We start from the raw sequence: 20,348 nt of genomic DNA on the forward strand, positions 1-20,348 counted from the left end.
TAGCCAAATTTGAATAAATGCGAACGGCTTGACCGACTCCATTAGTCTAGCATGCTGCAACGCCGCAAATTGCCTATGCTGATCCGTAATTGCCCTAATCAGGGCTCTGGCCGCTGATCACTTTTGCAACTACTTCGGAGCCAAAACCCTTAGAAGCCAAAAAACGATACTGCCTAGCTTTCTCCTTTTGGTCCTGTGGTTGCACCCCATATTTTCTAGTCCAGAGATCAAATGCACGCTGAAATTCCGTCTCTTTGAGGCTCCCAAGAAGCTTGGCTGACTGTTTTGCATCCACGCCAGCCCTTTCTAGCTCATCGGCAATCTTTCGCATCCCGTAGCGCTCACTCCTGCGACGAACCAGGGCCTCTGCAAAGCGCTCGTCGGATAACCATCCACGAGCTTCAAAATCATCTAAAACCGCCTCAATTTGAGAATTTCTGGATTCGGGAGTCTGCTCTGCCTGCTCACCCCCTAGCTTGCCCCATCTCGCCTCTGATTCCGTCAGTTTGGCAGCCAGGCCTTTGCGACTGTATTCCCGCTGTGACAAAAGGCGCAAAGCCCGAGCTTTGAGACTCGGGCTTTGCTTGACCTTCTTGTTACTGCTTAATTCTGACATTGAGTTATTCAACGCGGTTATTCGACTTCTTCTTCCTCGCTCAGCACATCAGTTACAACTGCTGAACCAGATTTAACGCCTAATTTCTCACGAATTCTTGTTTCGATATCTTTAGCAATCGCTGGATTCTCTTTTAAGAATTCGCGCACATTATCCTTACCTTGACCAATACGATCACCGTTATAGCTATACCAAGATCCTGACTTATCAACGAGCTCAGCTTCAACACCCATGTCAATGATCTCGCCTTCTCTAGAAATACCGGCACCATACATGATGTCAAAAATTGCTTCGCGGAATGGAGGAGAAACTTTGTTCTTCACAACCTTCACACGGGTTTCATTACCAACAACCTCATCACCTTTTTTGATACTACCGATACGGCGGATATCTAAACGCATAGAAGCGTAAAACTTCAGAGCATTACCACCAGTAGTGGTTTCTGGGGAACCAAACATCACACCAATCTTCATACGAATTTGGTTAATGAAGATCACAGTAGTGTTGGTACGCTTGATAGCGCCAGTCAACTTACGCAAAGCTTGACTCATCAAACGAGCTTGCAAGCCCGGCAAAGAGTCACCCATATCGCCTTCGATCTCGGCTCTTGGAACCAAAGCAGCAACCGAGTCAATAACGATCAGATCAATCGAGCCAGAGCGCACTAAAGCATCTGCGATTTCTAATGCTTGCTCACCAGTATCAGGCTGAGAGATTAAAAGATTATTTACATCTACACCGAGACGTGACGCGTACTGCACATCCAGAGCATGTTCCGCATCAATGAACGCGCAAGTGCCACCAAGCTTTTGCATTTCTGCAATCGCATGCAAGGTCAATGTTGTTTTACCGGAAGACTCTGGTCCGTAGATTTCAATCACGCGACCGCGTGCAAGACCACCAACTCCAAGGGCGATATCTAAACCGAGTGAACCACTAGATACCACCTGAATATCTTGACTAATTTCAGCATCGCCCAATCTCATGATTGAACCTTTGCCAAACTGTTTCTCAATTTGTGCCAGCGCTGCTGTGAGTGCTTTTTGTTTGTCTCCGCTCATTCCTTCAAATTCTGAAGAGGCTGATTGCTTTTTGTTATCCAAGGCCATTTTTTGATTCCCTTTTCACTATGTACTGGGCTTTTTCCCGAAGTTTTATCTACTGTGTAACAACTTAGGAGTTACTGTATATAAAAACAGTACTCTTTGCAAGTGACTTTTAAACTGAATTTACGGATTCTTGACTAGGCTGCACTTGATTGACTCGGTCCCAGTAGAAAAACAGGGGTATAGCAACCGCCCAGACCACTCCCACTAGGATAAATCCAGTTACTTCGCTGCCAGGAACCCAAGATCCAGCCCCCATCCGAATACCCGCCTCATAAGACATGGGGCCAGCAATGCCCCCTAAAACAGCCCCTAAAACAGGTCTGCCGCGTAACCAGGTCAAGGAGCCATTAACGGTAGTGGCTACCAATACCCATAAGACCCACATCCAGAGCGGCGATAAATACGGCGCCGGCCAATCATCCCGAAAATCCAGGTAGCCCAAATGCATGATGAGGGTGTCGGCCATCAAGCCAAAGATGAAGGCCTTCAATAAAAGGCTAATTTCTGTTTTGGGGGAAGGTGAGCGCCAAACGTGGAAGGCGATATAGGCCAGGGTGGCCACTACCGCCCAAAGCACTTGTTTATTGGCCGCGCCCAGCACACAGGCAAACCAACCAAGCTGGAAAATAACAAAGTTCCACAATTTCGCCATACCCAGCACCCTAAGAAAAAGGCCACTGCCGGTGGGCAATGGCCTTTAGATTTGGTGGCGAATCAGACATTCATACTAGGCTTGTAACCTATTGATTTATATAACTGTCTTAACTCACCTATTAATTTATTACTCACAAAGTTACTCACAATCCTCAATGTACCCCCTTAAAAACTGGTTTTTTGAGGTGTTGTATTTATTCACTCCATTATCCATAGATTAGGAGGTTTTCGACTTTCGGTGTCTTTCCTCAAACTCTAGTGCCTCTTGGAATAAAGCCAATTCTTTGACCTTATCCTCTTTCTGCTTAATCAGGTCTTTTCCTGTGATGACCTGACTTTCCTTCAAAAGACTTTCAAGGGTAGGTTTAGGTTTCTTCAGGGAATCTTTCATAGACTGTTTCTGCTGGCTCAGGTTTTAGCTTACCTGCCCTTCTTAGGGCATTTCGCTTGTCATCCTCTTGCATCTGTTTTCGCCATGCCTTGAAATCCTCATCCAAAGAGGTAAGTTTTTTGGGGCTTAACTTAGCAAAGTATTCAATATTTGACATTACAAAAGAATCTTCAAAATCATTTCATCTGAATAACAGTATTAGGAACAGGTTGTAGTTTTGGACGCTGAAGTTCTTTATCCCCAGCATTAAGGCACATAAATTCAATTTCTGACCTTGGATAGTTGCCAAGAATATAAGGTGGCTGAGTTTCTTTGGTTGAGGTTATCTGAAACTCCTTACCTTGCTTTGCACAGAATTGAACACCCTCAGTAATGATTTCCCCTTTCATTGTGCCAAGCCCTGGAAAGCCTGAACCTTGCTCTTTAGCAATCATGTAAGTATCACGACCCATTGGAATAATTCCAGTTGAAGATGCAACGCAACCAGCCAATAAGGTAATTAGCAATGTTGGTAATAGGATTCTCATATATTTCTTATTTAGTTAGTTATTGTTAAGCCACTTATCCACCATTGATATTGGTAATGGGAGGGGTGCTATCCCCACAATCAAAATTAATAACTGATTCCTGAGGAGACCAACCAACCACCCCAGACCTTTGCTCATTCAGAAATACAAACTGCTTACCTAAAGCCTGACAATATGCAATTGCTTTTTCCCCAGCCTCTTTACTTGCCCTTCCCCAGCTACCATTGAAAGCACCATATTGAGCGGAAACTTGATAAGAATTGGTAGCGGTATTTTTTATGACCTCCGTCGTTCCGCAGGAAGATAAAGCCAAAGGAATACAAATTGCCAATAGGTATTTAACTTTTTTCATTTAGTAAGTAGTGCAATTCATCGTGTTGCCAATCATTCGGCAGTTTGTATTCGTAGGGCTATTTATATGAGGTGCAACCAATGGTGCGGTTTGCATTGGCACGAATGGTGCTTGATATGGCTTATTGTTCAAAATCATTTGGGTGGCTAAAGCATTTCTTTGGGCTTGATTTTGTGCCTCTGCCTGCTGTGCTTGTTGGTTTAACTGTTGCTGTCTTTGCTTATTTTGAGCATTGGCATTCTGATTTTGTTGGTCAAGATTAACCGCTTCGGCTTTCGCATTATCCGCATTGGCTTGTCTAGCTTTTGCAAACTGACCATAAGTAATCTTGCCAGCATATAAGTCTGCTAGATTGCTCTTGAATTGACTTATCAACCTTTCAAGAATTACAGCCACATTAGGGGCATAGTGGGAATGACTCCATTCAAGGCTTTGCTGAATACAGGGCTGTCTAGAAGAATCCCATTTAGCTAGGGCAGATTTTTCTGCTGGTGAAGGCTTTTTATCATTAGCAAGTATTTCAAGACTTTGCCCACTAACATTACCTAGGGCTACTTTGCCCTTTAGGACTTGAAGCTCAGGATTACTTTCCAAAGCACTAAAACATTCGGCACTTGGGTCTGTAGCCTGAGCAAATACAAATAAAGGCATAAACAGGACAAAACCCAGCAAAGTTAGTTTTCTTATAGTTTTCATCATCACCCCTTAATACTTCCATCTTAGCAATTCTTGGGTGACCATAGTCAATCTATTAGCTTCTTTTCTTCCCTGAGCATTTGATTTAACTCCCTAAGCAATGCTTTGGTTTCGGCAAACCCATGCTTATAGGCATTTTTACTGGACTTCGCCTTACCCTTCAGTGTTTTAGCCCCTGTGGACTTCTCCCAAGGCTTCCAGTTCTGAATTAACTCCCTTTGCTTTTGCTTTCTTTCCTCTGTCCAGCCATTTGCCATCTTGAACCTCCAAAAGTTCGTTTGTCTGATTTGATAAATTTTCTGGAGAAGATTGAGCAACTCCATTATTGATTTGTTGATGCCCATGGGCAATGTTTGCCTGCTTGATAAAAGAGGTCTGGGAAGGTTGCTTCAGATTGATAAGTGTCTGAATCGTGTTTCTACTTTGGTTCTGGGCTTTGAAGCAAAGGTTCGTTAAGGTGGCTTTGATGTCCACATTCGTTTGAAGTGATGCCCTTCTTGATAAATTGCTAAACATCATATTGAGGGCTACTGCTTGGGAATAAAGCATTTCCTCCAATTTGGATAAGTCCCCTTTCTTAACCTCATCTATGCCTTGCCCAATTACTTCTCTTGCATATTCCATATCAACTTGAGTAGATACATTGGAGTTGTTTCCATCAATGATTAAAGCCCCCAATGTCTTAGGGTCTAGGATGTATTCAGTCGAAGCCTGCTCTAGGCTTTGACCTTCTTTGTAGGGAAGTCTAATTTGTTTTGTTTCTTTATCTACCATTCATTACTCCAATCTTCATTTGTCATTGCTCGCCCTGCCTCGCAAGCATTCTGTAAAGCCCTTAAACAGCCTATGGTGAGTTTTTTATCCTCAGCAAGGTCTAAGCACCAAGCGACATAGTCAGCTTCACTCCAATCGTTTTTAGGGGCAAGGAGGTTGTATAAATCCTCAAACTCCGCAACATCCCTACTTGTTGGCTTAGCCTTACTGGGTGATTGCATAGACCGATTCAATTCCAGTCGTTCCGAAAGTTTTGTCATATACCTGCATTACTGCGATTCATGCGAATCATGCGATTTAGACATCTTGAATCGCACAAATCGCACCAATCGCACTATCTGCCCCCCAGTAAATTTGGATTAATTGCCATCCATTCAATTTGGTTAATGATTGCGGTCTGTACTAGACCTTGTTCAATCAAGTATTCAATTGCTGGATTTACCCTGTCTGCTTTGCGAATGCTTGAGTTTTTACCTACCAGCTTTTTTTCATATGGATGTATGCCTATTGTTCTTACTAGCCAATTCAAAATCTTCTCTGCATCAATCTGCACCTGTGGCAAAGCCATTTTTAGGGCTTCATTTAAGTAGTAATTTGCAACCTCTTTAGCAGATACCATGGTTTCTGCCGATATTTCATTGGCATTGGGTTCTATAGCCACTTGAAAATTTGCGGCAATACGAAGGAGGTTTTCAGCAGATTTAGCCGCAATGCTCTTGATGGTTTGGTAGTCACCCTCAAAGCCCAAACCTTCCTCAACTAGGTTATGAAACTCAATCCACTCCACCTTTGCTTCTGGCGATAGGTTGAGAACTGCAGGCTTAAGAACCCCATCCTCTAGGTTCATTGGCTTATCCAAGAATTGAGTAAGTATTTTTGTAAACCTATTAATGCGATTTATGCGATTTGGAGGTTCAGAGTAAAACCGCATGCCCATAGTTGATTCTGGCTGACACACTAAAAATCGACTGGTTAAGCCAATTCCTTGAGCCATACCATTACCAATGCCTAGTAGCGACTTGTAAATTGATTCCTGCAACATCAATTGGAAGGTGAATCTGGGGCTGGCTACAAACCTAGTTCCTTCACCTCGTGTCACATCCTTAACGGACTGCCCATCCCATAACTTATTCCAAGTTGCAAAAGTTCTTTGGACATTTTCTGGTTTCGTTGCATAACCACCCAACAATGTTCCAGCTTCATTTACACATCCATAGGCAATCGGAAATCCTGATAAATGCTTAATCAAGGCTTCAGTAGTAAATGTTTCCCATAGAATAATTTTCTCAATTGGCGGTTCAGGCATTTTTAACCTGCGCAATTGATGCATTATTTCTTCAGGTGACTGCTTCTTACTACCAGACTTAATAGCACTTTTAGCCACTTCATAGGCTTCTAGCTCTAGCTTGTATTCCTGCATCTGATTTGAATACTCAAGATGCTGATTTGATTCCCAGACTTTAAAAGGCTCAAAACAAAACCTATCAGCCGAAGATTTCCGCTCACCTGATTCAGCGACAGTCATAAACCATAACGAAATTGGAATGTTTGTATTGGCATCCCTAGCTACATCAAAATGGGCTTGTGCTGCACCACTTAACGCACCTAATGCACTATTCACCGCCAAAGCAATTGGGCATTGAGTAATTTCTACAACCTCTTGAACATGCTCACGAATAATGTCAGGCAAAGCATCTAATGGAAATAGATTTCTGGCTGTAGTTTTGACATCCGGCTCAAACCATTCAAGGTTTTTTACCCAGCCGACCTCATCCCCATAAAATACTTTTGGTCTATCTTTATCCATCAACTTACTAGCTGCGGAATACATGGCTATAGCAGCAGTACCTCTATCTTGTATTGAAGTCATACTGCACCTCCAATAAAAGTGTTGTTAACTAGTTTTAATTTAGATTTAGAATTAGGCTTGCCAAGGTCGCTTATTCTTGAAGTTTTGGAATAGGCGATTTTTTTCATTCTGTTAATGCCCTCGCAAATGCTTCTAGCATTACCTTGTGGCGAAGCCCTACATCACCAATCTCTGCCAGACCATTGATATACACAGATTCATCACCCACCAGTATCGGAAAACTTTTTTCGATACTCTGGTTTAGTTCTGCAATAAGCAGCAATGTTCGGTATAGGAAGTCTTTTTTGATGCTTTGTGGAATATTGATTGGTTTCATTTCTCCTCCGATACATATATAAGAGGGTTGGAAAGGAAGCGGTGCAGTTCCTCATTTCGATACATGGTTAGCCGAGAACCCATACGAATGCCTTTGGGGGCTTTCCCAGCTTTGGATAGTTGGCGGAATTTCTCTCTTGAAAGAGGGAGAAACTTTTTGAACTGGCTGAACCTACTCATCCCAATTATGGGGAGGGTTTCAACTTCTTGAATTACATTCCTATTACTCATTTTGCACCTCATTTGCTAGCGGTTACTAGGGTTAGCAACCATGGGGTGATGATGAGTTTTTAGGGTATCTAGGTGGGAGGTAAAAAAGTTTGAAAGTTAAGCTAAAAACTTCCCCTTATTTAGCTTTCTCGTAGGTTCTATTCTTTCTTACCTTGTCTTTGTCCCATGAATCTACATCCAAGATAGCGTTAATGATTCTGGCTACATAGTCGTCTAAGTCTTTGCCATAAATCTGATTCATTAACCAAGATAAACCTCGGCTTAATTGGGAGGTGTCCTTTGCATAATGGTCTTTGTAAGTCTTGGAGTAATCGCCCATTCTTTCTGAGTAGTAGCCCAGAATGTCGGTTAGCTGAAGTGTCATAGCTTCCCTAGTCCACCAGCCTAAGCGTTGTAGTGGATACCTATCCCTCCAAGGCATATGCTCATCTAATGCTATTTGGCTTAATTCAGCATTGGCATTGATGTCTATAAATTTGAAGTAATTTGGTGACTGTGAGCCAATTTGTTCGCCATGCTGATTTCTATATTCAATATTCCTCTTATGAAGGATAGTTTTTAGAATCTGCCCATCTTCGTATGATGCTTCTTTTGATTTGTTAATCAGCCTTTGAAGTTCCTTAATCTTTTCTGCTATTTCCCCTAATTGCTCATCCTTATCAGAGGGTCTGACTTGTGGTTCACCAAAGGGGTTAATCCATATTTGCTCCAGAATCCCACCTACTAGGGCGAGTTCCTTATCGACTGGATAAACAATCATGTCAGCATCTTTAGAAAGCAACTTTTCCCATACCGCTTTCATATCTGGATAAGTCCCAAGGCGATAGAGGGCTTCAATCTTTCTTTCTTGGACTTCTTTTTGCTTAAGATTTAATTCACCATGGGTGAGTTTATCGACCTCGTGTTTATAGAGTTTATGGAGGTAGTCAGGTGACCAGCTTTGCAATGGTTTCATGGTTAAGCCTGCTTTATGTTGATAACTTCAGCACCAGCCTTAATGCCATCTAGGTAGTCCGCCCATGCTTGAAGCATCTTGGCTCTAGGCTCTAAATACTCTGCATAGTTGTAGGCACTTGATACCTTGTCCTTTTCAGAGTGGGCGAGTTGTAATTCAATATGAGCATGGGGAAAGCCTTGTTCATGCAAGATAGTTGAAGCAATGCCCCTGAAGCCATGCCCAGTCATTTTGGAGTGATACCCAAGGCGGTAGAGTGCATAAATCAAAGTGTTATTGCTCATCGTCTTTTTAGGACTTTTCGCATTTGGGAATACCAAGTCCCTTCCACCAGTTATATCCTGCAGTCTTTCAAAGATTGCTAGGGCTTGCTTGGATAACTTAACGATATGAGGATTTCTCATCTTCATTCTTTCGGCTGGAATCTGCCATATACCCTTCTTAAGGTCTATTTCATCCCATCTTGCACCGATTAACTCTGAAGTCCTAACAAAGGTATAGGCAAGCAACTGCAAGCCAAGGCGAGTGAGTTCAGTCCCAGCAACTTCATCACCATAGCCATCAATAGCCCTAAGCAATGCAGGCAACTCCTTTGCACTAACTCTTTTGAAATTCTTTTCTACATGGGGCTTAAAGGCTAACTTAGCATCAATGTTTGTAGCTGGATTGATGTCCATTAACTCCTCATGGACTGCAAAGCCAAAAACTTGTGAGCAGGTATTTAAAACCCTTCTTGTCATAGAGGTAGCATCCCTGTCCTCCAATTTCTGAATGATTCCTTTTAAAGCCTTGGGAGTAATTTCAGATATGGGGATATTTTGGACATGGGGAAATATGTTCAGTTCTAACCTTCTCCACACCCTCTCAGCGTGTTCAGGAGTTTTATCTGCCTTCCATCTTTCGTGCCATTCCCCAGCTATTGCTTCAAAGGTATTGGCTTGAGCCTTAATCTTCTCTTTGCTTGCTTGCTGGCGAAAAAGGGAGGGGTCTTTGCCTGACTGGAGGATTTTCTTAAGTTCATCCCTATTCTCCCTAGCTTGCTTGAGTGTTACTTCAGGGTAGCTTTTGAGGGAAAGCATCTTAGCCTTGCCTGCATAGCGATACCGATACCGCCAACTCATCACCCCATTTGGCAAAACAAGCAGGGAAAGCCCATCACCATCGCTATATCCCTTGGGGGTGGGCAATGGCTTGATTGCCTTAATAAATGAATCTGTAAGCAGTTTTGAAGCCATTTTGAAGCCTTTTTGTGAGTAACTTTTATGAGTAGATTGCGAATTACTCACATTTCTACTCACATGGGACTGATATTACTCACATTTCCTAGGGTTGGCTACAGAAAGCAAAAAACCCCTGAAGGCTTTAATCTTCAAGGGTTTTCTGGGTGATGCTAGGTATCGTTAAAACTAAATATGGTGGCGAATCAGGGATTTGAACCCCGGACCTGCGGATTATGATTCCGTCGCTCTAACCAGCTGAGCTAATTCGCCGAACTCGCTATTGTAAATGATTACAGTGGTGCTGTGCAAATGTGCAAGTCTGTGAAAACTCTGTCTATTTAAGCCGTCCGTAGGTTTCTTTACGGTGCTAAATCCTGCTTAACGGTGTGCGACTGGCAAAGATATGAGAATCCTCTCTTTATCAAATGAAATTGTGGTTTAGGGCTTATACATGCCCTTCCAGTCCTCAGTTTTCCTCATTTTAGAAATGCCAGGCTTAATGCTGTCAGCAATTTGATAGTAGCTATCTTCATAAGAACTTGCATTAACAACGGCAACTCGAACACCTAAATCCTCAAGCATATTTAATTTGACTCGATCCCTGTCACCAATCTTTTTGCCCACTACTACATGATGGTATGTAGCGCCGCCAACATAACTTGGATACTTCATCTGTAAGGCAAATTTTTCAACCAAAAGCCACCACAAGATTGATTCTGTGTACTCCATTCCCAAACCAATCATATGAATATGATCTCTTAAAAATAGGTCAACCCAAGAATATGGAGCGCTTTTTTTTCAAATTCAAAAATAGGAATGCCTCTGTATAAAGGGGAATTAGGGATTTTTACCTTACTGTACTCAACGCCACCAGTTAGATAATTTTTGATTTGGGTTTGATATCGAGCATATTGTCTATAGCCCAATGCAATGCTCGTAGGCTGTATAGCTTCGCCATTAATCCTCCATAAAACTTTTTTTCTTGACTGCCTACCTGAATCGCTACCACTTCTATAGACACTTTCTAGCCTAATATTTAGTCTATTAGGAGGTGTGTAATGAGTACAAGAAGACGGTTTACTGAAGAGTTCAAGTTAGAGGCAGTCAAGCAAATCGTTGAGCGAGGATTTGGGGTTCGAGATGTGGCTGCTAGGCTGGGCACCTCACCCCATAGTCTGTATGCCTGGATTAATAAATATGGTATTCCAGCCGAGCAGCGCTTAGTTCAAGATGATCAATTAGCTAAGCTTAAAAGACTGGAGGCGGAGCTGCGGCGGGTTACCGAAGAGCGCGACATCCTAAAAAAGGCCGCTGCGTACTTTGCCAAGGAGTCCGGTTAAAGTACGCCTTCATCAAAAAGCACCAGAATGAGCATGCCATCCGCACGATGTGCAAGGTTTTGCGAGTCCACCACAGTGGCTATTACGCTTGGCTTAAAGAGCCGCTCTCGTCTCGAGCGTATGAGAACCAGATGATCGTAGGTCAAATTAAGCAAGCGTGGCTGGCAAGCGGCACCATCTATGGTTATCGCAAGATCCATGATGACCTGCAAGATCTGGGGATTGCTTGTGGAGGGCAACGGGTGTATCGATTGATGAAGGCACAGGGCCTGCGTTCCCAAACAGGCTACAAGCGTAAACCACGGCACCATACTGGTAAGCCTCATGTGGCAGCCCCCAATCACTTGGGTCAGCAGTTTGATGTTTTAGAACCTAATGAGACCTGGGTAACGGACATTACTTATATCCGCACGCATGAGGGTTGGCTGTACTTGGCGGTGGTCTTGGATTTATTCTCCCGCCAGATTGTAGGCTGGTCGATGCAAGGTCAAATGGATAAGGAGTTGGTGGTCAGCGCCTTGCTGATGGCTTTATGGAAACGAAAACCCAAGCAGACAGTGATGATCCACTCGGATCAAGGCAGTCAATTTTCTAGTTACGAGTGGCAAGCGTTCTTAAAAGAACATAACCTCAAACAAAGCATGAGTCGGCGCGGAAACTGCCATGACAATGCCGTAGTGGAGAGCTTTTTCCAACTACTCAAGCGGGAGCGGATTAAACGTAAAACCTATGCCAGCAGAGCAAAAGCAAGAGAAGATATTTTTGATTACATCGAAATGTTTTACAACCCGGTTAGACGCCATAGTTACAACAATGGACTTTCTCCGGTAAGATTTGAAGAGCAGTACCAAGCGAGGTTGGGAAGTGTCTAAGATATTGGTAGCGATTCAATACCCGCTTTCTTATAAAGCCAAAAGAAGTGCTGGCATAAGGTATTAGGCGTCCAGCCCAAACGCTTAGATGTATGGAATAAGGGAATATCAGGCATGGTGATATGTCGAGTTTTGAGATACACAGCCAATTCTTCTTTTAGCTTTGCTGGCAAGAACACCGTTCTGCCGTCATTCCCCTTAGTTTGCTGTGCACTTAAACGAATTTCACTTTTAATCGAGCCATCGTCATTTAATACATCTCCCATTTTTAATTGGGCAATTTCTTTAACGCGAAGTCCTGCCCAATATCCCATGAGCAACATTGCGCGATTGCGTTCCGCATAAGTTGTGCTACTGATGTAGCGTAAGACTTGTTCTAATTCGTTTGTGGTGAGTGCTTTTGCTTGAGCCATTTTTGTCCTTTAGATAAATAAAACTGTGTATGCAGTTTGTATTCTTTTGCTCAAAAGAACGACCAAAATGTGTGATCAATAATCTTTCCAAGAATCAATGACTTAGCATTTAGCTCCGCCAAAGAAAATAGCAATAATCTTTGGTGGTGCTAAATGTATTTATTCAAATCGTGGGATAAAGACGACAGAATTAAGAAAATGCCTCAAATCCAAGCTACAAGCTTAAAACAGGGGCTCTCTGATGCACAGCTATTTGGCGCGCCAAATGATTTGCGTATAGACGATTTTTGAAGTGGATTTAAAGGGGCTGTGGTGTCGTGTGCAACACGACACCTTAATATACTTAGAAATGTGAACTCAAACTGACAATGGCGTTATAACTATTCACACTCTGCTGCGCCACTTGCTCAGTAAAGCTAGCCCTGATTACAGTCTTAGGATCAATTTGATAGCCAATACCAGCCGTTAGGTTTGTCCAATTTCTGCCATAACCCATTGCCGGCATCGTATAGCTTGGCGCCGCCACCGTAGTTAATGTAGTTGTTACCAAACGATCTAAGTTACCAAGCTGGCTGTTATAGATTGCTTTAGCAAATGGAAGCCAATCACCCACTTTTGCCTGAACCTGATACCCAACCGAGCCTACTTGTGCATTGATATTCTGACTGCCAAATTGCAAGCTATTGAAGTTGCCTGATTCAGTAAAACCATTAATGCTGGTATTGACATACGCATAGCCGATAACAGGGCCGTGATTGATTACGCTGTAGTCAAAGTTATAGCCTGTTTGTACTGCTACAGAAGTATTGGAGCCATTAACCGTTGAGGCGTTTGAGAATGAAGTAATGCCAATTGGAGTAATGCGATTGACATTGCTATTTAACCAATTGTAAGCAACCAACCCATTAGCCCATATACCACCATCCTTATAGCTTGAGTACGCCCCCAAGGTTGTACCGGACTGTGTAAAGTTGCCACTAGTGTTGTAATTCACCTGCGCTTGACCGTAGCCAACAAAACCGCCTAGTAAGATATTTTGGTTGTACTGATAATCCATACCAGCGGCACCGTTGTAGGGCGCACTGCTAGTGCTGGTTTGACTACCAGTCATATTGACCTGTTGCGCACCGCCTAATACCCAAGCACCCAATGTTTGAGGGGCGTTAGCGCGAAAACTATAGCCTGCCTGATCTAAATAAGAATTGTTCATTGCGATCTGACCAATCGAGGCTTGATTAGCAAGCATCGAGACTTGACCTGGCGCAACTAAAAGACCGTAGTAGTAATCGGTTTCAATTTTTTGACCTGCCGTAGTTAAATGTCCACCTCCATTTGACGATAATGGACCGTCGGCATACAAATATGTTTGATCTGCTGTGGGGGTGACATAGTTGGATGGGCCACAGTTGATTGACGCAGTAGTCGTGCCACAAGCAGGAGTATTAACGTTTGTGTTTGTAATACCAAACCGTGCAGGGTTTAGTGCAATGTAGTTGTATACCGTACTCCAATCAGCAGGCACAAAATTAATGCCCTGGGCCGCAACATTATTCCAAACAGTTTGGCTATATAAGTCACGAGAAGCTACCTGAACAGCGTTATACGAATACCCCGCGGCCGATGCTGCTGCGGCGGATTTAAAAGCATTCATATTAGGTATTAAGAAATTTCTAGCGCCGGCCGAGTAAAGACTACCAACTAAATTAGCCGTTTGCCGACCAAGGGTGGTAATTGCCGATATATTTTGAGGATCAACTATATTGCCAGCGCCCCCAGTTGTAGTTGTCTTAAGGTCATTAACACCAATTGACATGATATATAGGGCATTTGGATCGGCAATACTTGAATTAGTTGCTAGATAAGCACTAACCTGAGAGGTTGCAGACCAAGCATTACTGTTCGCGGCAGTATATGAAACGCGAGCACCTCCAGCCGCATAGTTATTGCCACCGCCAGGTGCTGAGGTTGGAATAACAGTCACACCAAATTTTTGCCCCAAACCCACCGTCCACTCAGCCCCTGGATTTGTAGTGAACGCTCCATATGTTGCAAGTGCTCCCCCTGTGTATGACGGTATGTATTTATATCTACCGCTATCTGAATTACTGTCACCAAAGATAATAAGGTTCGAATAACTTTGTGCGAAGGCTTGTCCTGAAAATAAAACTGCCGAAATAAGTGCGAAAGTTAGTTTGCGCTTCAAATTTATCCCCTAGTCATTATTATGATTACAAGTACTGTAACTATATAAATATTATAATAAATCCTGGTTTCTACTTATTTTCAATTTGGATGCTATGGGCTGCACAACATCCTGTCTGTCGTGTCAAACACGACACCTTTGCCCCTTGTTTATGCCAGCTTCTCAGCATTCATCATTGGGGTTATCTTGCTGTAATGCCGCTCAATCATTAAGACGCTTGTACCCATCTGCTTAGCCAGCGTGTGAATGTCCACCCCACTAGCCAATGCTTGCGTAGCGTAGGTATGCCTCAAGCTGTATAGCGTTCTGTTTTGCCCAGCACCATTTTTAAGCAATCCACTCTTTTTCATTAAGTGTCGAAAGATGTTTTCCAGTAAATGGGGCATTTCACCTGTGGGGAGCGTAAATATCTTTTTATCGAGCTTTATGTCGATGATTTCCCCCAAACTGGCATATGGGAGCTTCTGCCAGTGCATTAACCCCTCCAAAACGTCTAAAACAGCGTTTTTAGCGATTAAATTCCTCTGCCCTGTCTTCCCACTCACCCATATACGTAAATACCGCTTATCGCCGATAAAGTGCCATTGCAGGTGCTTCCACCTAAGCGGCATAGATTCGGTGCTGTGCCTAATACCTGTATTCACCAAAAACTGAATGTAAGCGGCACACAGCACCCTAACTTCACCCGAATGTCTGTGGTGCACGTCTTTTTGCCAAATCGGAAAGAAGGCATACAACTGCTCTAACTCTTCTTGCGAGAAAGCGGGACGAGGCTCACTCTTTGCACCAGCAATGTTTAGCAATGGAACAATCTTGTTTTGAGAAATCTATCCAAGCTCTTTAGCCAACGTCACCACTCTGTTGTATGCCAGTGCGTGATGTTTTTTGGTGATTGCTTTTGACTCTTTGCCCATTACCGAAGTTCTCCACGCTTCAAAGTCTGCAACTAACTCTTGCGTGATTTCACCTACCTTGTATTTGCCGAAAAATGGAATGAGATATTTTTGCCAGATAAAAAAATAATCTTTGTAGTTGCGTTCACCTCTTTTTCCATTCGAAGTACGACGCATATTTGCCATCTCTTCTAATGCTAACTGTCCAAATGTTTTTTCTGTGAGTGCTAACCCTGCATCGATTTTGATACGCACAGTTTCATAAAGAACTATGGCATTGCGTCTTGCTTCAGTTAGCTCGTCTGTACCAGTACTTGCCGAATGCCACTTGTTATTTGCCAGCTTAAAGCGGCATTGCCATTGTGCCGACTGGGGACGCTTATAGACAGTAACCTTCCCATCTATAAGCCTTATAGCCTTTGGGGTTGCGGGGATGGGGTTTGCAAAGAGTTGATTGAGATTAGACATACACGCTTAGTGTGCTGTCGTCTTGCATTTTCTACGACGATTATTTTTTCTTCGTAGTCAAAATCTCACACGATGTTCTGCGAACGCAGATTAATGCCTGCAAGTATTTTTTGATGCCAATATTTTTGGTGTGTAGTGAACGGCAGAATTTGAGTATGCTTAAATCAATGTTTTAGAACTGAGTTAGCACTCACAAACATTTTTATGATTCCGTCGCTCTAACCAGCTGAGCTAATTCGCCGAACTCACTATTGTAAATGATCAGAGCCTATCTGTCTAAAGGAAACGGGGTTGCCATCCCCAAAGCCCCCGTTGAGCCTTTATTTAATCTGGAAGGTGCTAAGCGCCTCGTCGCGACCATAAAGCACATTAAATTCTATTTTCTTAGCTAAAAAGAGCTTTTTCAGCACTTCATCCTTGTTTTCAAAAACAATGGCTGTTTGCTCGGGGTAGCGCGAAAAAGGGTCGCTTGTGACATCCACGGCTACACCATCAATCTTAATTTGCTTAATAGAGCGCTTATAAAACTTATCGGGGCGTATAAAAATAAGGCGTTTTACATACTTATCCAATACAAGCTTTTGATCTTGATCATTGGTCTTGTAGTAGTAAACCAATTCCTCTTTGCCATTAGTAGTCATGTCACGTTCTGCATCCCACTTGGCATGTACGCTTTGATTCGTCATGACAGCAAAAATTAGCAGGGCTAACCGACTAAGCGTGGGGGCAATTTTCTTTTGAGAGAAATACTTCATATATTCATATTATCCCAAGCTACGGATAAAAAGCAGAAGGCGTAATATTCTTAAATGAAGAATCGATTTCTCTCTTGCCTTTTAATTTCCCTACTATTGAGCTTGTGCATACCTCTTTGCGCTTCAGCAGCCCAAATCTTCGTCACCAATTACCCGTCTGAAGCCAATGCTAAAGTCTTTGTCACCAAGTACCCATCAGAGGCAAACTGCATTGTGTATGACACTCAATACTCCAGCGATAGCGAGCCGGGCGTTTGGTTCTATACAAAATACAAGGGTGATGCACGTGCAGTAATTTATTACACCCAATATAAGTCTGAAGCAGATCTCATTGTGTATTTCACTAAATACAAGAGTGATGCACGCTGCCGCTACTAATTATCACTTCCTCACCCTATGAGACTAATTTCAATATCCGCTGGCAAAGTAGCCCCTTTATTTGGCAATCATCATCCTAACTACAAGTCAGTTGCTTCAGCAATTCGCAAGAAAGCAGTAAGCGACCTAGAAAATTTCACCCCAATTGAAATTACCCCACTGGGCGTCAAGGGTGATGAGCAGGCTGACCTATCGGTGCATGGCGGTATTGAAAAGGCAATTTATGTTTATCCAGCTGAGCACTACGCTTTCTGGAATGATCTACTCACCCGCGAAACCAAAAGCCCCGTCGATTTGCAATATGGCGCTATCGGCGAGAACTTCACGATCGAGGGCCTACTAGAGACGGAAGTATTTGTTGGCGATAGACTACAGATTGGCGATTTAGAATTCATAGTTGCAAAACTACGCGAGCCTTGTTTCAAATTCAATGCAGCCGTTGGCTACAAAGGCGCAAGCAAGGCAATGCTTCAATCTGGCTTTAGCGGTTGGTATTTACGTGTATTAAAGACTGGGGTAATTTCTGCTGGCGCTCAAATTACCGTAATCCCAGGCTCAAGAGAAACCTCTATTGCTCAGCAAAATCAAAAGCTCTTAAACAATCGCAATCAAAAAGATTTGTGGGAATAAAAAAACCCGACCATTTCTGATCGGGTTTCTTATTTGATGCAAACTAAATGACTTAGTCTTTTGCGTAGATATCTACGTCTTTTGTTTCTTTAATAAACAGTGTACCGATTACCAATGTCATCGCAGCGATGATGATTGGGTACCAGAGACCATAGTAAATATTGCCGTTTTGCGCTACCAAGGCAAAGGAGATTGTTGGCAATAAGCCACCGAACCAACCGTTACCAATATGGTATGGCAAGGACATCGAGGTATAACGAATGCGAGTTGGGAACATCTCAACTAACATCGCGGCGATTGGGCCATAAACCATGGTTACCAAGAGCACCAGGATTACCAAGATACCAAGAACTGCAGCATAGTTAATTGCAGCAGGGTCAGCCTTTACAGGATAGCCAGCAGCATTTAACGCGTCACGAATTTGCTTCTTGAACTCAGCATCTTTCGCTTTTGCTTCAGCAGGCTCAAGACCCTTCGCAGTGTAGCCAGTGATTTCTGTATCACCAATCTTCACAACCGCTGTACCACCTGCAGGACCGGCAATGGTGCTGTAGCTAGCAGAGTTAGAAGCCATCACCTGCTTTGCAATATCGCAAGAGCTTGTGAACTTCGCTGTGCCAGTTGGGTTGAACTGGAATGTACATTCATTCACATCAGCAGTAATAGTCGCTGGTGCAGTTGCCATTGCTTTTTCCAATGCTGGGTTAGCAAAGTGGGTTAAGCCATTGAACAATGAAACTGGTGTGTTAGGGATGTACAAAATGATAGCAATTAACAAGCCACCCATGATGATCACTTTGCGGCCAATCTTGTCAGACCATGAGCCGAAAATAACGAAGAATGGTGTACCGATTACCAATGAAGCAGCAATCAACAAGTTTGCAGACTTAGGATCCACCTTCAACACTTGGGTGAGATAGAACAAAGCATAGAACTGGCCTGTATACCAAACCACTGCCTGACCTGCAACCAGACCAAACAATGCCAAGATAACAATCTTCAAGTTCTTCCACTGACCGAATGACTCTGTCAAAGGAGCTTTAGACAATTTGCCTTCTTCTTTCATCTTCTTGAAAGCTGGTGATTCATTCATGGACAAACGAATCCATACAGAAACCGCCAACAATGCGATAGAAACAATGAAAGGAACACGCCAGCCCCAAACATCAAAGTCTGGACCAGTGAATTCACGTGTGAATAAAATCACGAGCAAGGAGAGGAACAGGCCAAGAGTAGCTGTTGTCTGAATCCAAGCTGTGTAGGCACCACGCTTACCATTAGGGGCATGTTCTGCAACATAAGTAGCAGCACCACCGTACTCACCACCCAAAGCCAAACCTTGAAGCATACGCAATGCGATCAAGATCACTGGAGCGGCAACACCGATAGTTGCGTAATTAGGCAGAATACCTACGATGAAGGTCGCACCACCCATCAATAAGATGGTTACCAAGAAGGTGTACTTACGACCAATCAAATCGCCTAAGCGACCGAATACCAATGCGCCGAATGGGCGAACGATAAAACCAGCAGCAAACGCTAACAAAGCGAAAATGAAGGCAGAGCCAGCATCTAGGCCTGAGAAGAATTGCTTAGCAATAATTGCCGCAAGTGAACCGTACAAGTAAAAGTCGTACCACTCAAAAACCGTACCTAAAGATGAAGCAAAAATAACTTTGCGTTCTTCAGCGGTCATTGGGGCTGCTTTAGTTGATGTTGACATCAGTAGCTCCTAACTATTTTTATTAAATAAAAAACAACAAATCGATTATGCTTTGAAAAAATTCAAAGAAATCCACTAGTTAGGGTAATTCCCCATCAATTAGGATCGGGGTTTTCCCGAGAAATGAGAAAACTAGAGGCAATTTCACAACAAGTACTAGCCTCACGTCTAATGCAAGGCATGGCTTATATCTTGCGGATATAAAAAACCGTGTAACAAAAATGGGAAATTAGGGGAATGACGCTGTTAGCGCGTTTTAGTAATAAACATTTTGGGTACGCGCAGATCCCAGCAAATAGCTGCTGCGCGTAGTCCAAAAATTCCGAGCATACAAATCACGGAACCCTCAACTACATACTGAGGTAAGAAGTTCAATATCAGAACATAGGCACAACATCCCAGGGTTACTGGAATTGCATAAAGCTCATGTGACATGATGAGTGTTTTTCTGCCAGCCAAAACATCGCGCAATAAACCACCACCGATTGCCGTAACAACACCCAAAATAACGGGCGCTACTGGTAGGCCATAACCCATACTCCAGGCCTTATCAGCCCCCTGAATAGCAAAGAGTGCCGCACCAAAACCGTCCATATATAGCATCCAGCGATAAATTTGCGGTTGCGTGAAGAAAGACTCTGCGAAGAAAGTAACAACACTGGCGCCTAGTGCAAGCCACACATAAAGTTGATTCTCGGACCAGAAAATAGGGGCTTCCAAAATGATGTCGCGAATAGTACCTCCGCCAATCGCAGTGATAAGCCCAAGCACCAAAACACCAAAAAGATCAACGCCACGATCTGCAATCGCCAAAACCCCTGTCACAGCAAAGGCCATAGTTGCGATGATGCCAATCCAGAAATTAATATCTTCCATAGGAATAAGTCTAAAGCACTTTGCATGAATTAAGACTGCAATGTCCATCTCAACATACCGATAGCCATCAGATTAAATGTGGTGTTG

The 20,348-nt window shown here is 43.2% G+C and carries 24 protein-coding genes and 1 tRNA gene; 3 read left to right on the forward strand and 22 right to left on the reverse strand.

All coding sequences use genetic code 11. The annotated features are described in order from the left end of the window. Window positions 1-94 precede the first annotated feature (94 nt). The 15 genes from recX to ICN36_RS00540 form a co-directional block, all read right to left on the reverse strand. Window positions 95-616 carry a recombination regulator RecX gene (gene recX / locus ICN36_RS00470; protein WP_216226488.1) on the reverse strand — a complete coding sequence of 174 codons (522 nt, stop codon included), beginning with the start codon at window positions 614-616 and terminating at the stop codon, window positions 95-97. A 17-nt stretch (window positions 617-633) separates the two neighbouring features. Further along, window positions 634-1,719: a recombinase RecA gene (gene recA / locus ICN36_RS00475; RefSeq protein WP_370623387.1), complete on the reverse strand. Its 1,086-nt coding sequence runs from the start codon at window positions 1,717-1,719 to the stop codon at window positions 634-636. Window positions 1,720-1,834: 115 nt separating this feature from the next. Continuing rightward, window positions 1,835-2,377: a DUF2878 domain-containing protein gene (locus ICN36_RS00480; RefSeq protein WP_216226491.1), complete on the reverse strand. Its 543-nt coding sequence runs from the start codon at window positions 2,375-2,377 to the stop codon at window positions 1,835-1,837. Window positions 2,378-2,744: 367 nt separating this feature from the next. After that, window positions 2,745-2,927 carry a hypothetical protein gene (locus tag ICN36_RS00485; protein WP_216226492.1) on the reverse strand — a complete coding sequence of 61 codons (183 nt, stop codon included), beginning with the start codon at window positions 2,925-2,927 and terminating at the stop codon, window positions 2,745-2,747. Between the two features lie 19 nt (window positions 2,928-2,946). Further along, window positions 2,947-3,297 carry a hypothetical protein gene (locus ICN36_RS00490; protein ID WP_216226493.1) on the reverse strand — a complete coding sequence of 117 codons (351 nt, stop codon included), beginning with the start codon at window positions 3,295-3,297 and terminating at the stop codon, window positions 2,947-2,949. A 34-nt stretch (window positions 3,298-3,331) separates the two neighbouring features. Beyond that, window positions 3,332-3,649, reverse strand: coding sequence for a hypothetical protein (locus ICN36_RS00495; RefSeq protein WP_216226494.1), 318 nt, complete (start codon window positions 3,647-3,649; stop codon window positions 3,332-3,334). Beyond that, window positions 3,650-4,348: a hypothetical protein gene (locus ICN36_RS00500; RefSeq protein WP_216226495.1), complete on the reverse strand. Its 699-nt coding sequence runs from the start codon at window positions 4,346-4,348 to the stop codon at window positions 3,650-3,652. Between the two features lie 165 nt (window positions 4,349-4,513). Beyond that, window positions 4,514-5,119 (reverse strand): hypothetical protein, encoded by a 606-nt coding sequence (locus ICN36_RS00505; RefSeq protein ID WP_216226496.1) that lies wholly within the window; start codon window positions 5,117-5,119, stop codon window positions 4,514-4,516. Then, entirely contained in the window at window positions 5,113-5,379 is a 267-nt protein-coding gene (locus ICN36_RS00510) for a hypothetical protein (protein WP_216226497.1), read from the reverse strand. Before ICN36_RS00510 ends, ICN36_RS00505 begins: the two co-directional genes overlap by 7 nt. 74 nt (window positions 5,380-5,453) lie before the next feature. Continuing rightward, window positions 5,454-6,989, reverse strand: coding sequence for a YfjI family protein (locus ICN36_RS00515; RefSeq protein ID WP_216226498.1), 1,536 nt, complete (start codon window positions 6,987-6,989; stop codon window positions 5,454-5,456). Window positions 6,990-7,092: 103 nt separating this feature from the next. Next, window positions 7,093-7,305: a hypothetical protein gene (locus ICN36_RS00520; RefSeq protein ID WP_216226499.1), complete on the reverse strand. Its 213-nt coding sequence runs from the start codon at window positions 7,303-7,305 to the stop codon at window positions 7,093-7,095. 345 nt (window positions 7,306-7,650) lie between these two features. Next, window positions 7,651-8,490 (reverse strand): hypothetical protein, encoded by an 840-nt coding sequence (locus ICN36_RS00525; RefSeq protein WP_216226500.1) that lies wholly within the window; start codon window positions 8,488-8,490, stop codon window positions 7,651-7,653. A gap of 2 nt (window positions 8,491-8,492) precedes the next feature. Beyond that, on the reverse strand, window positions 8,493-9,725 hold the full coding sequence (locus tag ICN36_RS00530; RefSeq protein ID WP_216226502.1) for an integrase arm-type DNA-binding domain-containing protein: 1,233 nt from the start codon (window positions 9,723-9,725) through the stop codon (window positions 8,493-8,495). A gap of 178 nt (window positions 9,726-9,903) precedes the next feature. Next, window positions 9,904-9,980 (reverse strand) — tRNA-Met (locus ICN36_RS00535). Window positions 9,981-10,148: 168 nt separating this feature from the next. Next, window positions 10,149-10,454: a hypothetical protein gene (locus tag ICN36_RS00540; protein ID WP_216226503.1), complete on the reverse strand. Its 306-nt coding sequence runs from the start codon at window positions 10,452-10,454 to the stop codon at window positions 10,149-10,151. Window positions 10,455-10,768: 314 nt separating this feature from the next. Here ICN36_RS00540 and ICN36_RS00545 point away from each other — a divergent pair. Then, a protein-coding gene (locus tag ICN36_RS00545) for an IS3 family transposase (RefSeq protein ID WP_216226504.1) occupies window positions 10,769-11,922 on the forward strand; the annotation gives its coding sequence in 2 pieces (ribosomal slippage) (window positions 10,769-11,009 and window positions 11,009-11,922; 1,155 coding nt in all). Here ICN36_RS00545 and ICN36_RS00550 read toward each other — a convergent pair. The 5 genes from ICN36_RS00550 to ICN36_RS00570 form a co-directional block, all read right to left on the reverse strand. Next, window positions 11,919-12,335 carry a site-specific integrase gene (locus ICN36_RS00550; RefSeq protein WP_216226505.1) on the reverse strand — a complete coding sequence of 139 codons (417 nt, stop codon included), beginning with the start codon at window positions 12,333-12,335 and terminating at the stop codon, window positions 11,919-11,921. The genes ICN36_RS00545 and ICN36_RS00550 overlap by 4 nt on opposite strands. 343 nt (window positions 12,336-12,678) lie before the next feature. Beyond that, window positions 12,679-14,538: an autotransporter outer membrane beta-barrel domain-containing protein gene (locus ICN36_RS00555; protein WP_216226506.1), complete on the reverse strand. Its 1,860-nt coding sequence runs from the start codon at window positions 14,536-14,538 to the stop codon at window positions 12,679-12,681. 149 nt (window positions 14,539-14,687) lie between these two features. After that, a complete protein-coding gene (locus ICN36_RS00560; protein WP_216226507.1) occupies window positions 14,688-15,341 on the reverse strand; it encodes a site-specific integrase in 654 nt (217 codons plus the stop codon). A gap of 24 nt (window positions 15,342-15,365) precedes the next feature. Continuing rightward, window positions 15,366-15,899, reverse strand: a complete 534-nt coding sequence (locus tag ICN36_RS00565; RefSeq protein ID WP_216226508.1) for a hypothetical protein — start codon at window positions 15,897-15,899, stop codon at window positions 15,366-15,368. A 320-nt stretch (window positions 15,900-16,219) separates the two neighbouring features. Next, a complete protein-coding gene (locus ICN36_RS00570) occupies window positions 16,220-16,585 on the reverse strand; it encodes a hypothetical protein (RefSeq protein ID WP_255531181.1) in 366 nt (121 codons plus the stop codon). 123 nt (window positions 16,586-16,708) lie between these two features. On the opposite strand from ICN36_RS00570, the gene ICN36_RS00575 reads away from it, so the two are divergent. Continuing rightward, on the forward strand, window positions 16,709-17,032 hold the full coding sequence (locus tag ICN36_RS00575; protein ID WP_216226511.1) for a DUF6150 family protein: 324 nt from the start codon (window positions 16,709-16,711) through the stop codon (window positions 17,030-17,032). A gap of 18 nt (window positions 17,033-17,050) precedes the next feature. Beyond that, window positions 17,051-17,662: an MOSC domain-containing protein gene (locus tag ICN36_RS00580; RefSeq protein WP_216226512.1), complete on the forward strand. Its 612-nt coding sequence runs from the start codon at window positions 17,051-17,053 to the stop codon at window positions 17,660-17,662. Window positions 17,663-17,714: 52 nt separating this feature from the next. On the opposite strand, the gene ICN36_RS00585 is transcribed toward ICN36_RS00580, so the two are convergent. Both ICN36_RS00585 and ICN36_RS00590 read right to left on the reverse strand, forming a co-directional pair. Then, window positions 17,715-19,385: an MFS transporter gene (locus ICN36_RS00585; RefSeq protein WP_216226514.1), complete on the reverse strand. Its 1,671-nt coding sequence runs from the start codon at window positions 19,383-19,385 to the stop codon at window positions 17,715-17,717. A gap of 246 nt (window positions 19,386-19,631) precedes the next feature. Next, on the reverse strand, window positions 19,632-20,261 hold the full coding sequence (locus tag ICN36_RS00590) for a trimeric intracellular cation channel family protein (protein ID WP_216226516.1): 630 nt from the start codon (window positions 20,259-20,261) through the stop codon (window positions 19,632-19,634). Between the last annotated feature and the right edge of the window lie 87 nt (window positions 20,262-20,348).

It is taken from the genome of Polynucleobacter sp. UK-Gri1-W3, from assembly GCF_018881595.1.
In the GTDB taxonomy this organism is placed as follows: domain Bacteria; phylum Pseudomonadota; class Gammaproteobacteria; order Burkholderiales; family Burkholderiaceae; genus Polynucleobacter.